Source organism: Pseudomonas sp. Pme6b, assembly GCF_058129925.1.
Genome location: NZ_CM176704.1, coordinates 127,480 through 148,759 on the forward strand (window position 1 = coordinate 127,480; position 21,280 = coordinate 148,759).

Annotated in this window: 16 protein-coding genes and 1 pseudogene; 13 read left to right on the forward strand and 4 right to left on the reverse strand. The window is 58.6% G+C overall.

All coding sequences use genetic code 11. The features are described from left to right. Window positions 1–201 precede the first annotated feature (201 nt). Window positions 202–1,334 (forward strand): annotated as a pseudogene (locus tag AC4ANE_RS00595) (ImmA/IrrE family metallo-endopeptidase). Next, the gene (locus tag AC4ANE_RS00600; protein WP_005745753.1) at window positions 1,334–1,822 is read left to right on the forward strand and encodes a DUF4411 family protein; all 489 of its coding nucleotides are present in this window, start codon (window positions 1,334–1,336) and stop codon (window positions 1,820–1,822) included. The pseudogene AC4ANE_RS00595 and the gene AC4ANE_RS00600 overlap by 1 nt, the downstream one beginning before the upstream one ends. On the opposite strand, the gene AC4ANE_RS00605 is transcribed toward AC4ANE_RS00600, so the two are convergent. Both AC4ANE_RS00605 and AC4ANE_RS00610 read right to left on the reverse strand, forming a co-directional pair. After that, a complete protein-coding gene (locus AC4ANE_RS00605; RefSeq protein ID WP_002555836.1) occupies window positions 1,819–2,073 on the reverse strand; it encodes a hypothetical protein in 255 nt (84 codons plus the stop codon). The two genes, AC4ANE_RS00600 and AC4ANE_RS00605, sit on opposite strands and share 4 nt — an antisense overlap. An 83-nt stretch (window positions 2,074–2,156) precedes the next feature. Then, a complete protein-coding gene (locus tag AC4ANE_RS00610) occupies window positions 2,157–2,627 on the reverse strand; it encodes an Lrp/AsnC family transcriptional regulator (RefSeq protein ID WP_002555835.1) in 471 nt (156 codons plus the stop codon). A 425-nt stretch (window positions 2,628–3,052) separates the two neighbouring features. Here AC4ANE_RS00610 and AC4ANE_RS00615 point away from each other — a divergent pair, with 425 nt between their 5' ends. Then, window positions 3,053–4,207 carry a cysteine desulfurase family protein gene (locus tag AC4ANE_RS00615; RefSeq protein ID WP_002555834.1) on the forward strand — a complete coding sequence of 385 codons (1,155 nt, stop codon included), beginning with the start codon at window positions 3,053–3,055 and terminating at the stop codon, window positions 4,205–4,207. Window positions 4,208–4,436: 229 nt separating this feature from the next. Here AC4ANE_RS00615 and AC4ANE_RS00620 read toward each other — a convergent pair whose 3' ends face one another. After that, window positions 4,437–5,417: an IS5 family transposase gene (locus AC4ANE_RS00620; RefSeq protein ID WP_044424202.1), complete on the reverse strand. Its 981-nt coding sequence runs from the start codon at window positions 5,415–5,417 to the stop codon at window positions 4,437–4,439. 76 nt (window positions 5,418–5,493) lie between these two features. Between AC4ANE_RS00620 and AC4ANE_RS00625 the strand changes: the two genes are divergently transcribed. From AC4ANE_RS00625 to AC4ANE_RS00670, 10 genes are all read left to right on the forward strand, one after another. After that, a complete protein-coding gene (locus AC4ANE_RS00625; RefSeq protein WP_002555833.1) occupies window positions 5,494–6,273 on the forward strand; it encodes a hypothetical protein in 780 nt (259 codons plus the stop codon). Window positions 6,274–6,508: 235 nt separating this feature from the next. After that, window positions 6,509–7,543 carry an IS110-like element ISPsy16 family transposase gene (locus AC4ANE_RS00630; protein WP_015060660.1) on the forward strand — a complete coding sequence of 345 codons (1,035 nt, stop codon included), beginning with the start codon at window positions 6,509–6,511 and terminating at the stop codon, window positions 7,541–7,543. A gap of 1,385 nt (window positions 7,544–8,928) precedes the next feature. Beyond that, window positions 8,929–9,753: an energy transducer TonB gene (locus tag AC4ANE_RS00635; protein ID WP_002555937.1), complete on the forward strand. Its 825-nt coding sequence runs from the start codon at window positions 8,929–8,931 to the stop codon at window positions 9,751–9,753. 74 nt (window positions 9,754–9,827) lie between these two features. After that, window positions 9,828–10,514 carry a MotA/TolQ/ExbB proton channel family protein gene (locus tag AC4ANE_RS00640; RefSeq protein ID WP_003435083.1) on the forward strand — a complete coding sequence of 229 codons (687 nt, stop codon included), beginning with the start codon at window positions 9,828–9,830 and terminating at the stop codon, window positions 10,512–10,514. Next, window positions 10,514–10,915 carry an ExbD/TolR family protein gene (locus AC4ANE_RS00645; protein ID WP_002555939.1) on the forward strand — a complete coding sequence of 134 codons (402 nt, stop codon included), beginning with the start codon at window positions 10,514–10,516 and terminating at the stop codon, window positions 10,913–10,915. Before AC4ANE_RS00640 ends, AC4ANE_RS00645 begins: the two co-directional genes overlap by 1 nt. A 99-nt stretch (window positions 10,916–11,014) precedes the next feature. Then, window positions 11,015–13,840 (forward strand): TonB-dependent receptor, encoded by a 2,826-nt coding sequence (locus tag AC4ANE_RS00650; RefSeq protein WP_031596816.1) that lies wholly within the window; start codon window positions 11,015–11,017, stop codon window positions 13,838–13,840. Between the two features lie 144 nt (window positions 13,841–13,984). Further along, window positions 13,985–15,868 carry an extracellular solute-binding protein gene (locus AC4ANE_RS00655; RefSeq protein WP_002555941.1) on the forward strand — a complete coding sequence of 628 codons (1,884 nt, stop codon included), beginning with the start codon at window positions 13,985–13,987 and terminating at the stop codon, window positions 15,866–15,868. Window position 15,869: 1 nt separating this feature from the next. Beyond that, complete coding sequence (locus AC4ANE_RS00660; RefSeq protein WP_460408656.1) at window positions 15,870–16,928, forward strand: microcin C ABC transporter permease YejB; 1,059 nt, start codon at window positions 15,870–15,872, stop codon at window positions 16,926–16,928. Next, on the forward strand, window positions 16,928–17,950 hold the full coding sequence (locus tag AC4ANE_RS00665) for an ABC transporter permease (protein ID WP_002555943.1): 1,023 nt from the start codon (window positions 16,928–16,930) through the stop codon (window positions 17,948–17,950). The genes AC4ANE_RS00660 and AC4ANE_RS00665 overlap by 1 nt, the downstream gene beginning before the upstream one ends. A 1-nt stretch (window position 17,951) precedes the next feature. Continuing rightward, entirely contained in the window at window positions 17,952–19,535 is a 1,584-nt protein-coding gene (locus AC4ANE_RS00670; protein ID WP_002555944.1) for an ABC transporter ATP-binding protein, read from the forward strand. A 28-nt stretch (window positions 19,536–19,563) separates the two neighbouring features. On the opposite strand, the gene AC4ANE_RS00675 is transcribed toward AC4ANE_RS00670, so the two are convergent. Next, on the reverse strand, window positions 19,564–21,060 hold the full coding sequence (locus AC4ANE_RS00675; protein WP_002555945.1) for a methyl-accepting chemotaxis protein: 1,497 nt from the start codon (window positions 21,058–21,060) through the stop codon (window positions 19,564–19,566). Window positions 21,061–21,280: the final 220 nt, after the last annotated feature.

A 21,280-nucleotide genomic window follows, 5' to 3' on the forward strand; every position in this document is an offset into this window, starting at 1 on the left:
TATTTACCTACATGCCCGCGAAAATCGGGTTCATCATTCCCATATCACTCGCTGCCGTCATTGACCGTAGCATTGCGAGCCCATAGTGTACGTGCACGCGCTGTATTCTGCGGTGCTCGTCATAGCCAAGGAAAAGGCAATGCACAGTAGCCCGCGCTTGCACTGGCCCGACACACTCCTCTCTGATATTCCAGATTTGCCATGAGCCAAGCCGCGTTCGTTAACCCAAGCATCCTCACGTGGTCCCGCGAGCGGGCAGGCCTGTCTGCCGCCCAGGTCGCCAGAAAGCTGCCTGTGAAACCTGAGCGTATCAAGGAGTGGGAAGCAGGAAAGGCGAGACCAACCTTTTTGCAAGCCCAGAAGTGGGCGAGCGTTGCGCATGTTCCCTTTGGGTTTTTGTTCTTGCCTCAGCCTCCTGTCGAACAGCTGCCGCTACCAGACTTGCGCACAGTCGGTAACTCGGCACCCTTGCGGCCAAGTTTGGAGCTTGTGGACACAGTAACGCAATTCGCAAACAGGACTGGTATCTGGAATACCTTCACGTACAAGAGCACCAGCCTCTTCCGTTCGTCGGTCGCTTCGACAGCCGGACTCCGGTGAAGACGGTTGTGAGTGATATTCGGCAAACTCTCGGTGTCGATCCGGAAAAGTCCCGCCTTGATTACGATAAATACAGCCGCGCGCTGATTGATGCTGCCGAAGTGGCTGGTGTGCTTGTCATGCGCAGTGGCATCGCGCTGGGCAATACCCATCGCAAACTGGAGGTCAGTGAGTTTCGAGGCTTCGCCATCAGTAATTCGCTGGCTCCAGTGGTGTTTATCAACAGCTCGGATGCTCCGACAGCTCGGTTATTTACGTTGATGCACGAACTCGCTCATCTCTGGATTGGCAGCAGCGGCGTTTCTGACGCGGGTACTGCGAATGGTCGAGAGGAAGAGCGATTCTGCAACGCCGTGGCGGGTGAGTTTCTTGTACCCGAAGAGCTTTTTCGAGCTGTATGGAACGCTGGTATTGAATGGGAAAGTAATCTGGCCCCTCTCGCTACGAGGTTTCATGTCAGCAAGCTTGTTATTGGTCGACGCGCGATGGACCTGGGCTACGTTACGCAAGAGCAGTACGGCCTCTATTACCAGAAGGTCCTAAAGGCATTCCGGGAAGAGAAAGGCGGTGCCGGGGATTACTACCGCAATGCAACGGCCAAAAACAGTACGCGGCTGAGTAGGGCTGTACTGACCGAAACCCTGAGTGGGCGGATGCTGTTGCGTGAGGCAGGTAGTCTTCTCGGTGTACAGCCAGCCAAGTTAAGAACGCTGGCGGAGACACTGGCCCGGTGATGTTTCTGATGGACTCCAACACCCTGATTGAAGCCAAGAATCGCTATTACGGCATGACGATTTGTCCGGCTTATTGGCAATGGTTGCTGCTTCAAAACCAGACATTTTTCTTGGCCAGTATCGGTCCTGTTAAAGACGAACTTACCAAAGGCCATGATGAGCTGGCTGACTGGGCAAAAAATAATTCGACTTTTTTCCAAAGCATTTCGGATGAAAAGACTCAGGCCGAATTCGTGAAAGTCGCTACGTTGGTAGCGCAAGCGCAAGGCATGAAGACTGGAGCAATGGAGGAGTTTCTTAAGGGGGCCGATCCATGGCTGATCGCCAAGGCCCTGACATCCGGAGCAACCGTAGTTACGCATGAGGTGCGTAATCTGGACGCAAAGCGAAAGTTCATCATCCCCAACCTGTGTGAGCAGCTCAACGTCCCTTACATGAACACGTTTGAGCTGTTACACCACCTCAATGCCAGGTTTGTACTTCCTTAACCCGGCGAAACACCACCACCTTCATCTGCCACGATATCCGGGTCATCCGGATAGACTTCCAGCCCATCGTCCTCGTAGGCCTCGTCATTTTCCGTACGCTTCTTCACTTCATCGCCTCTGGCAGAACCGACGCCGGGCTTGTTTGAGTTCATGGCGAGTACCGGGTCGGCTTCGCGGTCGTATTGGCCGAGTTCCGGGCTGGCGGGGTCTTCTTTGGGCACGCTGTTTGTGAGTATGTGATCGGTTGTCATGTCAGCCACCTTTTTCGTTTGCCAAAGAAAGTGGACGTGGCATCGGGCTGAGGGTTCGATTCAATCGATGAGCGTGGCTGCGCTCAGCCGCCAAACGATGCGTATTGCAAGGGCAGGCCGGTGGTGAACTTGATCTGTTCCATGGCGAAGCTGGAGCTTACGTCGCTGATCCCGGGGATGCTGATCAGTTGTTTGTACACCGCGTCGTACCCTGCGATGTCAGCCACGACGATGCGCAGCATGTAGTCGGTGTCGCCTGCCATGCGGTAGCACTCGACCACTTCAGGCAGTTCGCCGACGGCAGCGTGGAACTGTTCGAGCCAGGCGGCGTTGTGCTGGTTGGTGCGAATGGCTGCAAAGACGCTGACCGACACGTTCAGACGTTGCGGATTGAGCAGGGCAACCCGGCGGTCGATGATGCCGGCCTCTTCCAGCTTCTGGATGCGTCGCCAGCACGCGGTGCTGCCCAGGCCGATGCGCTCGGCGATGTCCGCCACCGAGCGAGTGCAGTCGGTTTGCAGAATGTCGAGAATTGCCCGGTCGAATTTGTCCATTAGCGGTTTCCTGCGTTAGTCGCTCTACACTTATCGTGAGGAACGATGGGTGTCTGACTCCAATTCTGCGCCTCACACAGCATGACTATCGTGCCAATGCTCCGCGTTGGCATGCATTTCGTGACGCTCTGCGTCACCCAACGGTGCAGCCCCTTGCATCCCCGGATTGGACGCGGAGCGTCCAGAACTGCATTCCCACGCGGAGCGTGAGGAACGATGGTGTATGACTGCGATTCTGCGCCTGAAGCAGCATCCTAGAATTTTTAATCGTAAAAATCCAAGCAAAAGCGAATAATTTTTCGCTTTGGCTGCTGCTATACGTGCAAATATCAATAAATTTTCGCGTGCGCATCAGTAATCTTTCAAGCAATCGGCCTTGTACCGCCAGCCCTTGATTCTGACTCGATTACAAAAGTGAATTGCCCATGACCACCTCTGCGCTCTACCTGGATTACGCCGCTACCACGCCTGTTGATGAACAGGTCATCGAAGCTATGGTTGCCTGCATGGGGCGCGAAGGTCATTTCGGTAATCCGGCATCCAGCGGGCACGGTTATGGGCAGGTGGCGCGGCAGGCCGTTGAACAGGCACGCGCGCAGGTGGCCGATGCGGTGGGTGCGCCTGCCGACACCATCGTCTGGACCTCCGGCGCTACCGAGTCCAACAACCTGGCGATCAAGGGCATCGCCCATGACAGCAGCGCGCAGCGTCGGCACATCATTACCAGTGTTCTGGAGCACAAAGCAGTGCTCGATACCGTCAGCACGCTGGAGCGTCAGGGCTTTCCCGTCACCTGGCTGAAACCGGACGCCCAGGGCCTGATCCAGCCGCAGGCGGTTCAGGCTGCCCTGCGCGAAGACACGCTGCTGGTATCACTGATGCTGGTGAACAACGAGCTGGGCACGCTGACCGATATCGCCAGCATTGGCGCCTTGGTGCGCGAGCACGGCGCGCTGTTTCATGTGGACGCTGCGCAGGGAGTCGGTAAGGTGAAGGTCGATCTGGCGAGTCTGGCCGTCGACCTGATGTCGTTCTCGGCGCACAAGGCCTACGGCCCCAAGGGCATTGGCGCGCTGTACGTGGGCCCGCGTGCTCATTCGCTGCTGAAAGCGCAGATTCACGGCGGTGGACATGAAGGCGGCTTTCGGTCGGGCACACTGGCAACCCATCAGATCGTCGGCATGGGTACAGCCTTTGCGTTGGCGATCAGCCAGGCCGAAACTGAAAACCGCCGTATCGAAGAGCTGAGTCGCCACCTGCGCGAAGGCTTGTTGAGCCTGCCGGATGTGCAGCTCAACGGCTGTCCGCAACAACGCATCCCGCACACCCTGAACCTGTGCATCACCCGCAGTGGCTTCACCAGCTCGCAGCTATCCCACAGCCTGGCGTTGTCTTCTACATCCGCGTGCAACTCGGCCAGCAATGCACCCTCGCATGTGTTGCTCGCTCTGGGGATGGATTCAGCCAAGGCCCTGGCCAGCGTGCGTGTCAGCCTTGGCCGCTACACCACGCAGGCAGACGTCGAGCGTGCCATTGAGGTATTCAGCAAGGCGCTCAGCGCACCTGCTGCGTTCTGGTGACCAGTATTTTCGAGATCAGAAAAAGCAACAACAGAGCGATGTCGTTATAATGGCACAACCCGGCAGCTGCCAAGTGATGCTCACGGATCAGGTTTTAACCCTAAGGATGCTCCGATCAACTTGCCGCGCAGCGGTGGCAAGCCGTAATTTGCCAGGCACATAGCGCTATTTTTCTGAAAACGGTCTGATGCAGTGTGAGTCGAGCGCGTTTTTCGCTCGGTTTTCCGTGTTAAGCGCGCAACTCACCCAAACCCATTAGTCGCTTTCGAGCCATCCACAGGTTCGACAGGGCGAACAGCGTGGTCAGTTGGGCCGTGTTTTTCATCAGCCCACGAAAGCGTACTTTCACGTAACCAAACTGGCGCTTGATGACCCGAAACGGATGCTCGACCTTGGCGCGTGTCTGCGCTTTGCAGTACTCGATCTTGCGCTTGGCTTTGTACAACAGGCTGCGTTTGTTCAGCTTGGAATACGTGCTGCGCCGCGCCGCGATTTGCCAGATCACGTTACGATTTTCGTGCTCTTCACGCTTCTCGACACCGGTGTAGCCAGCGTCCGCATAGACCGCGTTTTCTTCCCCGTGGAGCAGTTCGGCGACTTGAGTGACATCGGCCACATTGGCCGCAGTGCCATGGACGTGATGAACCAGTCCAGACTCAACGTCAGCGCCGATGTGGGCCTTCATACCGAAGAAATACTGGTTACCCTTCTTTGTCTGATGCATCTCGGGATCACGCTCGCCGTCTTTGTTCTTGGTCGAGCTTGGGGCATGAATAATGGTGGCATCGACGATGGTGCCCTGGCGCAGCGACAGGCCTTTTTCCTGCAAATAACCGTTGATGACCGCGAGGATTGCAGGAGCCAGTTGATGTTTCTCCAGCAGGTGCCGGAAGTTCATGATCGTGGTGTCTTCCGGTATCGGCGCACTCAACGTCAGGCGTGCAAACTGGCGCATGGGGGTGATTTCGTAGAGCGCTTCTTCCATGGCCGGATCACTCAGGGAGAACCAGTTCTGCAGCAGGTGAATGCGCAGCATGGTTTCCAGCGGATAAGGTTTTCTGCCACCGCCGGCCTTGGGGTAGAACGGTTCGATCAGGCCCAGCAGACCTGTCCAGGGGACGACCTGATCCATCTCGGCGAGGAAGCGTTCGCGGCGTGTCTGCTTGCGCTTGCTGGCATATTCGAAATCGGAAAAGCTCATCTGGCTCATGGGAGGCTCGGATCAGGTGGTCAGGCGATTTTCGCATAACCGGGACTTGTTCGGAGATTCCCTAAAGGAATAAGTCATGACCTTTGCTCTTCCAATCAGGTGTATTTTCCTGGCGTTTGTGACGACCGCCATCAGCCCCCTGGTTTTTGCCAAGATGTATACCGACTCCGACAAAAATGACGCCTACTCTCCCTACACCCTCTACATGGAGCACTGCAACAAAACGCAAGAGCAAGTGGATTCTCTGGAGGCTCAACAAGGCCCGCTGGACCCAAAAGAAGTGATCAACTCGCTCACTATTACTTCCTACTCCCTCAGCGCTGACAACTACACCCCCAGCGAAATGGGTGTGAGCGCAGAGGAGCTTGCGCGATGCAATGCCACTTACGCTAAAGCGGGTAAGTTACGCAAGCAGGCCGAAGCTACTCTGGCGGCCGCTCAGGCCATTGAAGACAAGAAGCAAAAGAAAGCCGACTTGATCGCTCACCAGAATTTACCTGAATACAAACAGGCGAGATCGTTGGGGTTCAAGGACGTAGGCAATATCACGTTTCTGAAAATGTATGACGACATGGTCGGTGACGCTGAGCTGAAGTCAACACTGATTAACGTTGACCAGCAATGCGGAAAGTATCTGCGGGCCACGCAGTACGTGGAGCCGTACGTCATTTATACGACTGACCCCAGATTCAATGGCCCATGTGGGTCAGTAAAAAGATTCGCGATCAGAGGAACCCGCGGCGTGAACAGCGGTGACTGGATCAACCCCGACGCCCAATTCAGATACGTCGGTTGGCAGAAAATCCTCGCACCCAACGGGTTCAAGATCCGGATACAAGCGCTGGAGCAGCTCTGAGTATCGAAGCGGTCCCTGACGCTCTGAAAAGTAATGCCCTTCCCCAGAGCCAGCCATCGCTGGCTTTCATCTTCTCCCATGTCTTCAAGTCAAGGCCCCGAACATCACCCGGCGGGGGCCTTTAGCGAATGAAAGGGACTTCCCCGTCCAGAGGGCGCGGCGAAAGTCGCGAATCGGCATCGAAGTGCCATGATGAAGTGTCAAACCTGCATCAAAACCACAGGAGGGGAAGTCCATGCCAATTATTACCGTGGGAATCGATCTAGCCAAGGCCGTATTCGCCGTTCACGGCGTCGATGAGGCTGGTAAAGCCACCTTGGTGAAGCCCAAGGTTGCGCGGGATCAACTGGTGCCATTGATCGCCCAGTTGCCCCCGTGCTTGATTGGTATGGAGGCTTGCTCAGGCGCTCATCATTGGGCGAGGGTGTTCGCCGAGCACGGCCATACGGTCAAGTTGATGGCTCCTAAACTCGTTTCGCCTTATCGAATGTCGGGTAAGCGCGGCAAGAACGATGCCGCAGATGCTGCCGCGATCTGTGAGGCAGTGACCCGACCCAGCATGCGGTTTGTCCCTGTTAAAGACGAGCATCAGCAGGCCACTCTTTGCCTTCATCGAACCCGCCAGGGATTCATCGAAGAACGCACCTCTACGTACAACCGACTGCGCGGATTACTTTCTGAATTCGGCGTGGTCCTGCCACAAAGCCCAGAGCGATTGAGAAAAGAGATTGGTCCCTGTCTGGACACCTTGCCTGGCTGGGCAAGACGGTGCATGAGTGAACTGTTGGAGCACACCAGCCATATCGAGGATCGGCTGGTGGAACTTGATCGAGCCATCAATCAGATCGCTCGCGAAGATGATCGTAGCCGTAGGCTGCTGCAATTGCGTGGGGTTGGCTCGACCACTGCAAGTGCTTTAGTGGCCAGTATTGGAGATGGGCACGACTTCAGAAACGGACGCCAAGTGGCTGCCTGGCTCGGTTTGACGCCAGGCCAATACAGTAGCGGCGGCAAGCAGCGCCTGGGGAGTATCACCAAAGCCGGGGATGCCTATTTACGCAGTCTACTGGTGCTTGGAGCTCGATCTGTCATGGCCAACCTGGGCGATAAGCAAGACCCTCTCAGTCGCTGGATCCGCAACCTCATGGAGCGACGGGGTTACTGGCGTGCGGCCGTGGCGATTGCCGCCAAGAATGCGAGGATGGCCTGGGCCGTTCTGCATTACGGCGACACGTTCAAGCCTGAACAGGCAGAACCAACGGGCGCGTAAACACCAGAGGTCATGACTGATCACCTTGTAAGGCGTTAGGGCGAGGATCATGAGCGGATAAAAGGATCAATGTGCACTGCCGTCGTTGATGTGAAGCGGGTTGGACCTGCGTGGGGGATACCTGAAAAATCGTATGGGAAATTCAGTCCCGGTTAGCGAACGAGGCCCTCACGTGCGTCTTTCATCAGGGTCCGAGCGATCAGCTCAAGATGACCGTTTGTAGTACCGCAGTCCTTCACCTTCTTACGTCGATCCGGCATATGCAGCGGAGTCAAACAGAAACTATTGGGCTTGTGCTCAATGGGGAAGCCCTTGTAGTCGATTACATGAAAATGTACCCCTCCAGATACAAAAAGACACAAATTGGCACAGTTCTTTCAAGTGGAACGGTCGTGCCATAAACCATTGGTGCACGCTGCATTCAAGGGGTGCCTACACGCACCAAAGTGCAGTTAACGGACGCCAGAGCGTCCACAAACAGTGCAGGAGGGCAGACCACAAGTCTTCTCCTCACCAGGAAAGGAATCTAGCCGTGCTCTATCAGTATTGTGTCAGACCACCGTTACGCTGGCTGCTTACCCCTGAGGCATTGCCTGCCTTGGACGGTGCCTGCGCGTTATCCAGATCTGCTTGTTGTTTTCCGACGGTTCTGTACGTCTGGACGTAAGTCATTTTGCGTGTGCCCTTGAATGTTCTGACGATTAATCAGGGCCTTGCAGAACTGTGCGCGCAATAAGGATAAACCCCCTGTTTTTCAATTAACGCGCAACCCACATATAAAGATTGTCCGACACTTTATTTGAGGTGGTTTCATTTGGCCATCATTCGTGCGATGGCTTTTGTTTCTTTAACGGTTACTGATCATATAAACGCGGACCCACATGGAGCAGTCCTTTATGAAGTCTTGAGTAACTAACGCACCAACTTGATCCTCGTTACACAGTATTGGTGCATTCAGGAAAGTGACTAGCAGGTCACGAGTTTCGAACGCGTCTGGCACAGCAGAGGGTACGAATTTGTCTGCTGTTTTGTTTAAGGAGTCCTTCATTTGAATACCTTCGAAGTCCATGAGATCGGGATTCGATAAATAGTTATATGAATGCGACACCCGCTCTGAATCAACGGTCCCTGCGTGGGCTTTCTGGCACAGCGGTTGCAATGTAAGCATTCAGGAACATCGCTGTACGTCCCCGTACATGACGATAAGAAGCAAGGATCAGCAATGCCAGCGCCCTGATGTAAACCGCTTTTCCCTGTTTAAGCCTGCCGTGCGCAGGTGCCGCGGTGCGCTGCATATAAACAGTGTGCAGGCCGCCCTCAGTCGAATATTCACAAAAATATTCGAACGGATTTTTATTGCCCTTTAACTACCCGAGGGAGCGTTAATGAATGATGCGGTAATAATGAAAGCGGTTCCCTCTCCCTCGCCCGATGACACTTCGACGGCGTGGCAGGGCATTCCTTTCAGCGCCAATACGTCACGACCGGGTGGCCTTAACAAGCCACAAGTAATGGTGTTGATTGCTGCGTCAGTACTTATCCATGGTGTGATCTGGTGGTACATGCAAACTGCCCAGCCAGACCTGCCGGAAGTTGCACCACAAGTTCCGGAAATGACCATTGAACTGACCAGCCCTACGCCACCTGCCGCGGAACCGCCGCCGCCCGAGCCACCACCTCCGCCGCCGCCCCCACCGCCTCCCCCCGAACCGGAACAACCGGTCGAGGATCCGGACGCGGTCGAGCCGCCGCCCAAGCCAGTGGAAAAGCCCAAGGTCGAGAAGCCCAAGCCGGTCAAGAAAGTCGAGCCGGTGAAAAAGCCGACGCCGCCTGCGCCAACGCCTGCTGCCGCACCCAGCCCGCCTGCGCCGCCCGCACCTGCGCCCGCACCTCCGGCACCTGCTGCGCCACCTGCGCCAGCCAAGGAAAGCGCTGCCGTATCCGGGCTCGCCAGCCTGGGCAACCCGCCGCCGGAATACCCAGGGCTGGCCTTGCGCCGCAGTTGGGAAGGTCGCGTGATTCTGCGCATCAAGGTGCTGCCAAACGGCCGCGCTGGCGCTGTCGAGGTGACCAAATCCAGCGGCAAACCGGTACTGGACGAAGCGGCCGTGGAGGCTGTGCGCAACTGGAAGTTCATACCGGCCAAACGCGGTGACACGCCGATAGAAGGCTTCGCGACGCAGACCATCGACTTCAAGTTGCCGGAATGATCCGGCACCTGACAACCGACACTTCAATTATTAAAGCTGGTGAGGTTTAAACCATGAACGCATCGCTCTCTTCCATGATCGTCCCGGCCGTGCTCTGGGCACTGATTCTGTTTTCCGTATTGAGTTGGGCACTGTTGCTGATCAAGTCGGCGCAGTATGTCCGCCAGAAATCGCAGAACAAACAATTCACCAAAGCCTTCTGGAGCGCACCGGACCTGCTGACCGCCGCCGAGCACTCTGCACAATACCCCGGTGCGCTGGCGCGTATCGCCAATAGTGGCTTCGAAGCCATGGCGGTCGATGAGTCGCCGCGCACCACGCAACAACTGGCGCACACCATCAACCGCTCGGACCGTCTGGAGCGCAACCTGCGCCAGCAGATACAAAAAGAGCGTCGCGCACTGGAAAGTGGTCAGGCAATTCTCGCCAGTATCGGCAGCACCGCGCCCTTCATCGGCCTGTTCGGTACCGTCTGGGGGATCATGGAAGCACTGCAAAGCATCGGTGTGACCGGCTCGGCCAGCCTGGAAGCGGTCGCCGGGCCTATCGGCCATGCGCTGGTCGCCACCGGTGTGGGTATCGCCGTAGCCGTGCCAGCAGTGTTGATCTACAACTTCTTCCTGCGCCGCCTCAAGCTCGCCGTGGCCGACATGGATGACTTCGCCCACGATTTCGACGCCCTCGCCCAGCGCAGCGCCTTCGCGGTCACCCGTCAGCCCATCGCCAGCAAGAATGGCCATGCCGTTCGGGAGGCCAGCTAATGTCTTTCTCCACTCAGGACAGCGATGAAGTGCTCAGCGAAATGAACGTCACGCCGCTGGTGGACGTGATGCTCGTACTGCTGGTGGTGTTCATCGTCACCACGCCGCTGATGACCAACGCGATCAAGGTCAACTTGCCCAAGACTGATGCGGTCGCCCCTGCCGAGAAGAAAAACCCGGTGGTGGTCAGCGTCGATCAGGACGGCAAGTTCTACCTCGCCAAATCGGAAATCGCCCCGGAACTGCTGGAAAAAAGCCTGCAGGACGAAAAGGCCAAAGACCCGGAAATCCGCGTCCAGTTGCAGGCCGATACCGCCGTGAATTATGGCCAGGTGGCCAAGGCCATGGCGTCCATCGAGCGTTCGGGCATTACGAAGATATCCGTCATGACGGCGAAATGACCCTCAGGTGATTTGACGGCTTCGCCGCGCGAAGCCGTTTGACCCGCCCCCCGTAAATGCGGTTGTCCGTGGGCTGAAAAGCCTCTGGAGGGGAGCGGCTTGCTGGAAAAAGAAGAAGTGGAACTCCCGCTCGGCACAACCGCGTCGGGAACAGAGGGCTCACAAGGCCATTTCAATAACGTCTGGACCAAGTCGGAACTAACCATGCTGATGAATCTTCCCGGTTGCACCCTCAAACCACTGGCCCTCGCGGTCCGGCGTCATCCACGTGCCCTGCTTTGTGCATTGGCCATGGGCATGAGCGGTGCCCAGGCGGCAGACGCCGTCGATGCGGACACAAGCGGCTCGGCCGTGTCCACCAGCGCAGCGGTTGTGCCTGCCACGACCCAGCTGCAACGTGTAGAAGTGACCGGTTCGGCGATCCGCCGGGTCGATGCCGAAACCGCAGTGCCGATTACTATCCTGCGTGCCGACGACCTGAAGAAACAGGGCGTGACCACCACCCAGGAAATGGTCCAGCGCATTACCGGCAGCCAGTCGATCAACAACAGCGCAGGCTCGGTCGGTGCAGGAACAGGAGGTGCCTCGTTTGCCGATATGCGCGGCATCGGCGCCAACAAGACGCTGGTGCTGCTCAACGGCCGCCGTCTGGCCAATAACGCACTGTCGGGTGTGGGCACGCCCAACGGCAGCGCCATCGACCTGAACATGATCCCGTTTGCCGCCATCGACCGTGTGGAAGTATTGCGTGACGGCGCCTCGGCGCTATACGGCACTGACGCCATTGGCGGTGTGATCAACTTCATCACCAAAAAATCCCTGACCGACGGCAGCCTGACCCTGGGTGGAGAAACCCCGACCGCCAGCGGCGGCGGTGCCACCAAGGACATGAGCGCCAGTTGGGGCTTTGGTGATCTGGAGCAAGACCGCTTCAACGTCATGGGTGTCTTCAACTACAACAAGCAGCAAAACCTGGACGCCAACGACCGCTCGTTTGCCAGAGATTACGTGCCAGGACGCGGGCTCAATCAGACTTCCGGTACGGCCTATCCCGGCAATTACTTCCAGGGTGACAACTCTGCCAACCCGCTGGGCAGAAACTGCGGCGGCCCTAACCTGATCGCCAGCAACGGCATCTGCCGGTTCAGCACCCGTGAATACATCGACCTGATCCCGCAAACCGAAAAGACCTCGTTTTTTGGCAAGGCCACCGGCAAGCTGGCAGACGATCATAACGTCAGCCTCGAATACTTCTGGGCCCGTAACAACAACCATACCGATATCGGGCCTGCGCCTCTCACCGGCCTGTCTCTGGACTCATCGTCGCCTTTTTATCCCGGCAACGGCATCACTCCGGCACCGACCGACTTTACTCTCGACCCGACCCAACCGATCAGCACAGCCTGGCGAGAAACGGCGGCCGGGCCACGCGGGTCCAGCGACCAGAACACCAGCCAGCGTTTTCTGCTGAACTTCGACGGCCTGGTGGGCGGCTGGGACTACAACGTAGGTGCTTCTTACAACCAGAACAAAGTCCTGTCATCGCTCACCAACGGGTATGTCAGTGACGCTGCAATGCTCAACGGCCTGGCCAATGGCACCCTTAACCCGTTCGGCCCGCAAACCACTGCCGGTCAGGCGCTGATCGATGCCAGCGAATATCACGGCCAATACTCAAGCGCCGTGGGCAGGGTCGCCGGGCTCGATGCGCGCATCAGCCGGGAAATCGGTGACTGGTTCGGTGCAGGCCCTGCGGGTCTGGCGTTGGGCGGCGAATACCGCAAAGAGAAAATGCATCAGCAGTACGAAGCCTACGTCAACGACATCAGCAGCCTGGGCGCAGATGCCGCCGGTAGCGTCGAAGGTGACAGGAGCGTCAAGGCGGAATACGCCGAACTGAACGTGCCCGTGCTGGACAGCCTTGAACTGACCGCCGCCGTTCGTCATGACAAATACAGCGACTTCGGCAGCACCACCAATCCGAAATACTCGTTCCGCTACCAGCCGATCAAGCAACTGGTGGTCCGTGGTGCCTACAGCGAAGGTTTCCGCGCGCCGTCGCTCTACGAGCTGTATGCCCCGCGCAGTACGACTTTCACTCAGGGCTATTACAACGACCCGGTTCTGTGTGCCGGTGGCGTCGTTCAGCCGGGTGGTAACGCCGGTCGTGATTGCCAGCAGCAGTTTCTCAATAATGGTGGAGGCAACACCGAGCTGGCCCCGGAAAAAGCCCGCAACATGACGCTGGGCTTCGTCTATCAGCCGGTCAACAACCTGTCGATGGGCCTGGATTTCTGGTGGATTCACATTTCCAACCAGATCCAGGCGTTCCCTGAGTCGACTGTGTTTGATGATCCGAACACCTACGCCGACCGCTACGTGCGCGCTGCTGATGGTTCGATTGCCAATATCGTGACCGGCAACGCCAACCTGGGTATCGTCAAGACCAGCGGCGTCGACGTAACGCTCGACTATCGCTTCCCGAACACACCTTACGGCCAGTTCGGTCTGGGCATGACCGGCACCTATGTGACCCGTTATGACTTCCAGAACATCATCGACGGCCCGTACACCGACAAGGTCGGCGACTTCCAGGGCGACGGCGTGATCTCGCGCTGGAAACACGTTCTGACCGGCACCTGGGCACTGGGCGATACCCGCGCTTCCATCACCAACCGCTTCACCAGCGGCTACAACGACTACGACCGCACCACCAATGCGCGCGTCGCGTCGTATGCGCTGTGGGACATGTCGGTGGGTCATACCTTCGACAAGGTGCTGGATATCGACGCCGGGGTGCGCAACATGTTCGACCGCAACCCGCCGTTCTCCAACCAGGCCTACAACTTCCAGTCCGGCTACGACCCTCGTTACGCCGACCCGCTGGGCCGCACCCTGTTCGCACGCGCGACTTACCACTTCTGAGTGTGACGACGTGGCCCATACACGCTCCTTGGGCCACGTCAGATTGCGAGCTCGCCCCCTCCGGCCCAGGTTTCATCCACCTTCCCCGGCCGGGGGCTTTTTCGCGACTCATCGTCATTCAGTGCGTACGAGGAAAGCCCCATCATGTTGCGTCATACCCGTTTTCTGCGGCGCCTGATTCTGGGTGTTGCGCTGTGCAGTTGCTGGCAGGTCGCTCAGGCCGCCCCGACTCACGCCTTGACCGTCTATGGCGAGGCACCGAAATACCCGGCTGGCTTCCAGCACTTTGACTACGTCAACCCGAACGCCCCTAAAGGCGGTTCACTGACCCGTTCGGCGGAAGAAATCGGCCAGTTCAACTACCTCAACCCTTATGTCGATCAGGGCATCAATGTGGTGCAGGTCGATACCTGGGTGTACTCACCATTGGCCTATCGCTCGCTGGATGAGCCGTACACCGTTTATGGATTGATCGCGGAAAAGATGGAGATGGACCCGAACGGTCTGTGGATTCGTTTTTTCCTCAACCCCAAGGCGCGCTTCGAGGACGGCAAGCCCGTCACCGCCGAAGACGTGCGCTACACCTTCGAGCTGATAACCACCAAGGCCAGCTTCAGTTATCGACCCATGTTCGCCGACGTCAAAGAGGTGACCATCGAAGGGCCGCTGCAGATTCGCTTCGACTTCAAGAACAACCTCAACCGCATGCTGGCGCTGGACATCGCCAGCCTGCACATCCTCCCCGAACACTGGTGGAAGACCCGCGACTTCGCCAACGGCGGCGGTTTCGAGCCGCCTTTGGGCAACGGGCCGTACCGTGTCGCCAAGGTTGACGCCGGGCGCAGCGTCACCTTCGAACGGGTCAAGGACTGGTGGGGCAAGGACCTGTCGGTCAGCCGTGGCCTGTACAACTTCGACACGCTCACCGTGAACTACTACGGCGACACCGAAATCGCCCGCCAGTTGCTGCAGGCCGGGACGTTCGACTACAACCGCGAGTTCTCCTCTTCAGGCTTCGTGGTCGGCTACAGCGGCCCGGCGATTGACGACGGGCGCCTGCAAAAGCGCATCCTCGCACCGCAACGTCCGGTCGCCGCGCAGGGCTTTGTGTTCAATCTGGACAAACCCATGTTCAAGGACCGCCGCGTCCGCGAGGCGCTGTCGTTGCTGTGGGATTTCGACTGGATCAATCGTCGAGTCATGCGCAATTTCTACGTGCGCGAACAAAGCTATTTCCCGAAAAGCGACATGGCCGCCACCGAGCTGCCGACCCCGGCCGAGCTGAAAATTCTCGAGCCCTTGCGCGGCCAAGTGCCGGAAGAGGTGTTCAGCAAGGTCTATCAGCCACCGAAAACCGACGGCAGCGGCTACATCCGTGACAAGCAGTTGCAGGCCCTCAAGCTGCTGGCCGAAGCCGGTTGGCATCCGAAGGACAACAAGCTGGTCAACGCGGCGGGCGAGCCGATGGTGTTCAGCTTCATCGATGGTCAAGGCGGTTTCGACCGGCTGATTCTGCCGTTCAAGCGCACGCTGGCGCAGATCGGCATCACCCTGGATTTCCTGCGCATCGATTCGGCGCAGTACATCAACCGGCTCAATGCGCGGGACTACGACATGATCGTGGTCAACCTGCCGAAAAACGGTAATCCGATCATTTCCCCTGGCCGTGAGCTGTACAACCTGTACGGCTCGCAAAGCGCCACCGAAGTGGGCAGCTCCAACGCCATGGTGCTGCGCAATCCTGCGGTGGACACGCTGATCGACGGGCTGGTCAGCGCCAATACGCGCAATGACATGGTGCTCTACGCACGGTCGCTGGATCGGGTCCTGCAATGGGGTTACTACGTGATTCCCAACTACTACTCCAAGGGCACGCCACTGGTGTTCGCCAACCGTTTCGGCATGCCGGATGTGGCACCGACCTATGACGTTGGTCTGGAAACCTGGTGGCAGATCAGCCCGACGCCGCTGACCAATGCTCAGGCCGCTGCGCTGACCGGCAAGCCTGCCGCCGCCAAGGAGTACTGAGATGCTGGCTTATGTGATTCGACGCCTACTGCTGATCATTCCCACGCTGCTGGCCATTCTGATTGTGAATTTCCTGATCGTGCAGGCCGCTCCCGGCGGACCGGTCGAGCAGGCCATCGCGCGCATTCAGGGCTTCAGCCCCAACGGTGTGGGGGGCGAAGTAGCCGCAAGCGGCACCGCCAGCCGCAGTACGCGCGGGCTGGACCCGGCGCTGATCGAGCAGATCAAGGAACATTACGGTTTCGACAAACCGATGCACGAACGGCTGTGGCTGATGCTCAAGAACTACGCGCAACTGGACTTCGGCACCAGCTTCTTCCGTGGCGCGCCGGTCACCGAACTGATTACACAAAAGCTCCCGGTGTCGCTGTCCCTCGGGCTTTGGGCGACGCTGATCACCTACCTGATTTCCATCCCGCTGGGCATTCGCAAGGCGGTGCGGCACGGCAGCGCGTTCGATGTCTGGAGCAGCACGCTGGTGATCATCGGTTACGCCACGCCCGCGTTTCTGTTCGCCATTCTGCTGATCGTGGTGTTTGCCGGAGGCAGTTACCTGAGCTGGTTTCCGGCGCAAGGGCTGTTCTCGGACAACTTCGACAACCTGAGTACCTGGGGCAAGGTGAAGGACTATCTGTGGCACCTGGTGTTGCCAGTCAGCTCGCTGGTAATCGGCGGCTTCGCCACGCTGACCATCCTCACCAAGAACAGCTTTCTCAACGAGATCAGCCGCCAGTACGTGGTCACGGCGCGCGCCAAGGGCCTGACCGAGCATCGCGTGCTGTACGGCCACGTGTTTCGCAACGCCATGTTGCTGGTGATCGCCGGTATTCCGCAGGCCTTGATCGAGGTGTTCTTCGCCGGCTCGCTGCTGATCGAAACCATCTTCGGCCTCGATGGTTTGGGGCGCATGAGTTACGAAGCTGCCGTCTCGCGCGACTACCCCATCGTGTTCGGCACGCTGTTTCTGTTCACGCTGTTCGGCCTGCTGATCAAACTGATCGGTGACCTGTGTTACACGCTGGTCGACCCACGCATCGACTTTTCCGCGAGGAGCGCCTGATGTTCGAGTTCTCTCCCCAGACCCGGCGTCGCTTCGACCTGTTCAAGGCCAACCGTCGCGGTTGGTGGTCGCTGTGGATCTTCATCGGCCTGATGCTGGTGTGCCTGTGCGGCGAACTGATCGCCAACGACAAGCCGCTGCTGGTCAGCTACGACGGGCAGATGTATTACCCGGTGTTGCACACCTACATGGAAACTGATTTCGGCGGCGAGCTGCCTTTCGAGCCGGACTATGCCAGCGACTATGTGCGCAAGCTGATCGCGGCAAAAAACGGCTGGATGCTGTTCGCGCCGATCCCGTTCAGCTACGACACCATCAACTACGACCTGGACGCGCCATCGCCCAGCCCGCCGGACCACATCAACTGGCTGGGCACGGACGAACAGGCCCGTGATGTGCTGGCGCGGGTGCTGTTCGGCGCGCGGATTTCCATTCTGTTCGCGCTACTGCTGACCGCGATCAGCACGGTGATCGGCGTGTGTGCCGGGGCGATTCAGGGGTACTACGGCGGCATGACCGACCTGATCGGCCAGCGCATTCAGGAGATCTGGTCGGGGCTGCCGGTGCTGTACCTGCTGATCATTCTGTCCGGCTTCGTGTCCCCCAGTTTCTGGTGGCTGCTGGGGATCATGGCGCTGTTCTCCTGGCTGTCGCTGGTTGACGTGGTGCGTGCCGAGTTCCTGCGCGGGCGCAATCTGGAATACGTCAAAGCCGCCCGCGCACTGGGCCTGACCGATGCCGCGCTGATGTGGCGGCACATCCTGCCCAACGCGATGACCAGCACCCTGACGTACCTGCCGTTCATCATCACCGGTGCCATCGCTACTCTGACCGCGCTGGACTTTCTCGGCTTCGGCATGCCCGCTGGCAGCGCTTCGCTGGGCGAACTGATCGGCGAGGCCAAGCGCAACCTGCAAGCGCCCTGGCTGGGGCTGACCGCGTTCGTAGCGCTGGCTCTGATCCTTTCTCTGTTGGTGTTCATCGGCGAAGCCTGCCGCGACGCGTTTGATCCTCGGAGCTGACATGCAAGACAACCTGATTGAAATTCGCGACCTGCGGGTCGCCTTCAACGGCCATGAAGTGGTGCATGGCGTCAGCCTCGACATCCGACGCGGCGAATGCCTGGCGCTGGTCGGCGAATCCGGCTCGGGCAAGTCGGTCACTGCGCATTCGATTCTGCGTCTGTTGCCGGCCAAAACCGTCAGCACCCAGGGCTCGATTCGCTATGACGGGCTCGACTTGGTTACTACCAGCGACAAGCAATTGCGCAGCCTGCGTGGCAACCGTGTGGCGATGATTTTTCAGGAGCCCATGAGCTCGCTGAACCCGCTGCACACGGTCGAAAAGCAGATCGGCGAAATTCTCGTCACTCACAAGGGCCTGAAAGGCAAGGCCGCGCTGAGTCGCACCCTGGAGCTGCTGGAACTGGTCGGCATCCGCGACTCGCTGTCACGTCTCAAGGCATATCCGCATCAACTGTCGGGTGGGCAGCGCCAGCGCATCATGATTGCTATGGCACTGGCTAACGAGCCCGACTTGCTGATTGCCGACGAGCCGACCACCGCGCTGGACGTGACCGTGCAGGTGAAGATTCTGGAGTTGCTCAAGTCCCTGCAACAGCGGCTCAACATGTCGTTGTTGCTGATCAGCCACGACCTCAATCTTGTGCGGCGCATCGCTCAGCGGGTCTGCGTGATGCGTGAGGGCGAAATCGTGGAGCAGGCCGATTGCCAGGCCCTGTTCGACAATCCGCAGCATCCTTACAGTCGCTTGCTGATCAACGCCGAACCAGACGGCGAGCCGGTGCCGTCCACGCACAGCAACACGCTGTTGTCGGTGCAGGACCTGAAAGTCTGGTTCCCGCTGGGCAAAGCCTGGTTCAAGCGCGAGCCGCAGTATGTGAAGGCGGTGGATGGGGTGAGTTTTGAGCTGCTCAAGGGCAAGACACTCGGGATTGTCGGCGAGTCCGGTTCGGGCAAGTCGACTCTGGGCCAGGCGATTTTGCGTCTTGTCGATTCAGAGGGCAGCATCCGTTTTGGCACCAAGGAGCTGAGCCTGCACAGTCAGCACCTGATGCGCCCGTTGCGTCGTCAGTTACAGGTAGTGTTTCAGGACCCGTTCGGCAGCCTCAGCCCGCGCATGACCGTGGAACAGATCATCGCCGAGGGGTTGGTGACGCACAATATCGGCACGCCGAAAGAGCGTGAGCAGACGGTGATCCGGGTGTTGCAGGAAGTCGGGCTGGACCCGGCAACCCGGCATCGTTACCCGCACGAGTTTTCCGGTGGGCAACGCCAGCGCATTTCCATCGCCCGGGCATTGGTGCTTGAGCCGGATCTGATCCTGCTCGACGAGCCTACGTCAGCGCTCGACCGTACGGTGCAGAAACAGATCGTCGCCCTGCTGCGTGACCTGCAAATCCGTCATTGCCTGACGTACCTGTTCATCAGCCATGACCTGGCGGTTGTCCATGCGCTGGCGCATGACCTGATTGTGATCAAGGACGGTAAGGTGGTCGAACAAGGCCCGTCCCGCGAGATCTTCGCCGCGCCGCAGCAGGCCTATACTCAGGAACTGCTGCGTTCTTCCGGGCTGGTGTTTGCCTGAGCCTGAATTTTAAAGCCAGGTGCGAAAGCTAGTTGTGGAAGCTCTGGCCCAGCGCCTCCAGGCGTATGGCCAGCGGCGACAGGCTCTGGCTGCTGGTCGCGAGTACGCCGATATTGGCGGCGGTGTGCTCGGCGATGGTCTGCACCGAACGTAATTGATCGGCGATTTCCCGGCTGGCGGTGGACTGCTGTTCAGTGGTCGTGGCAATCAGGCCGTTAAGCTGGGTGATATGCCCGATACCTTCACCGACTGCGCGCAGGGATTCCGACGCGCGCTGGCTGTTTTCCACACAACGCCCGACGCCTTGCAGGCTGTCGTTCATGGCTGTAGCGGCCTGACGGCTGCCCCTTTGCAGATCCTCGATGATGGTCTGGATTTCCTTGGTCGACGACGCGGTGCGTTGCGCCAGATTGCGCACCTCGTCGGCCACCACGGCAAAGCCCCGGCCCTGCTCTCCGGCTCGTGCAGCTTCAATCGCTGCGTTCAGCGCCAGCAGGTTGGTCTGCTCGGCAATACTGCCGATCACGTCCAGCACCTTGCCGATCTGCTCTGACTGGTTGGCGAGTGCCTGCACGGTTTCATCGGTGGTGTTGATGCGCGCGGCAAGCTGAGTGATTTCGCTCTGCGCACGGTCGACGCTGTCGCGTCCGTGAGCCACCTGATCGCTTGCATCACCGGCACGCTGCACGGCTTGCGCAACATGGCTGGAGATATCGTTCATGGCATCACCCATGCGCTGCATTGCGCCGGTCATGCGGGCGATCTCGCTGAGTTGATGCTGCGCCCCGGTTTCCAGCGTACCGCTGGCCTTGGCAAGGTCATGACCCAGCTCGCCGAGCCCGCGTGTGTCGCGCACCACGCCGTCGACAAGGCTGGTGATCTGCTCCAGAAACTGCTCGAAACGTTGCGCCAGCGGCACGCGTTTGGCCGAACGCTCGCTGGCCTGGCTATTGGGCGAAAACTGATTGGTGGTGGCCAGCATTCGATCGAGCATGTCATGATTCTCGACCGCTTCAGCCTGATTCTGCACGGCCAGATAGACCAGAATCGCGCTTTCTACGACGACGTACACCGCATGCACCATCACCATGCTCCAGCCGCCGCCGTGGTGCATGACGTAAACCGGGAAGCCCGCATGCTGCAGGGCGTGGAAACCGACATGGTGGATGGCAATGGTGACGGCAGCGACCAGAATCGGCAGCCAGTCGCGGTAGAAGGTCAGCACGGCGAGGAAGACGAAGATGCCGAAATGTATTTCGATCAGCCCGTGCGCCTGATTGATATGCAGCGCGGCCATGACCATCAGGCCTACACCCACACAGCAGCGCATCAATCGGGTGCCGCCGATGGCACGATACAGCCCGGTCAGCACCACCGCGGTGCCGCCACCGACGATGACTGCCTGGGTGAAGGTGTCGAACCAGAACGCCAACCCGAGCGCGTAGATGAACAACAGCCAGATCAGACCCAGCATGATCCGGTCGGCCTTGCGGTAATGGTCCAGGAAACGAGGGGCTACGGGCATCGAACACATCCTTTTGAAATCCATGGCGACAGGGGGCCCCGTCGGTTTTCAGATCTGCACGAGCAAAACCCCGACCAACGTGCCATCTGAGTGGTGGCCTCGTGCCATAAATTCAGAAATGGATTATTTACCCGGTGTTGAGGCGCGATGATGGAGCGGGCTTCCGTTGGTAGCAGGCCGGACCTCTTCGCGGACAAGTCCGCTCCCACCACATCAATCG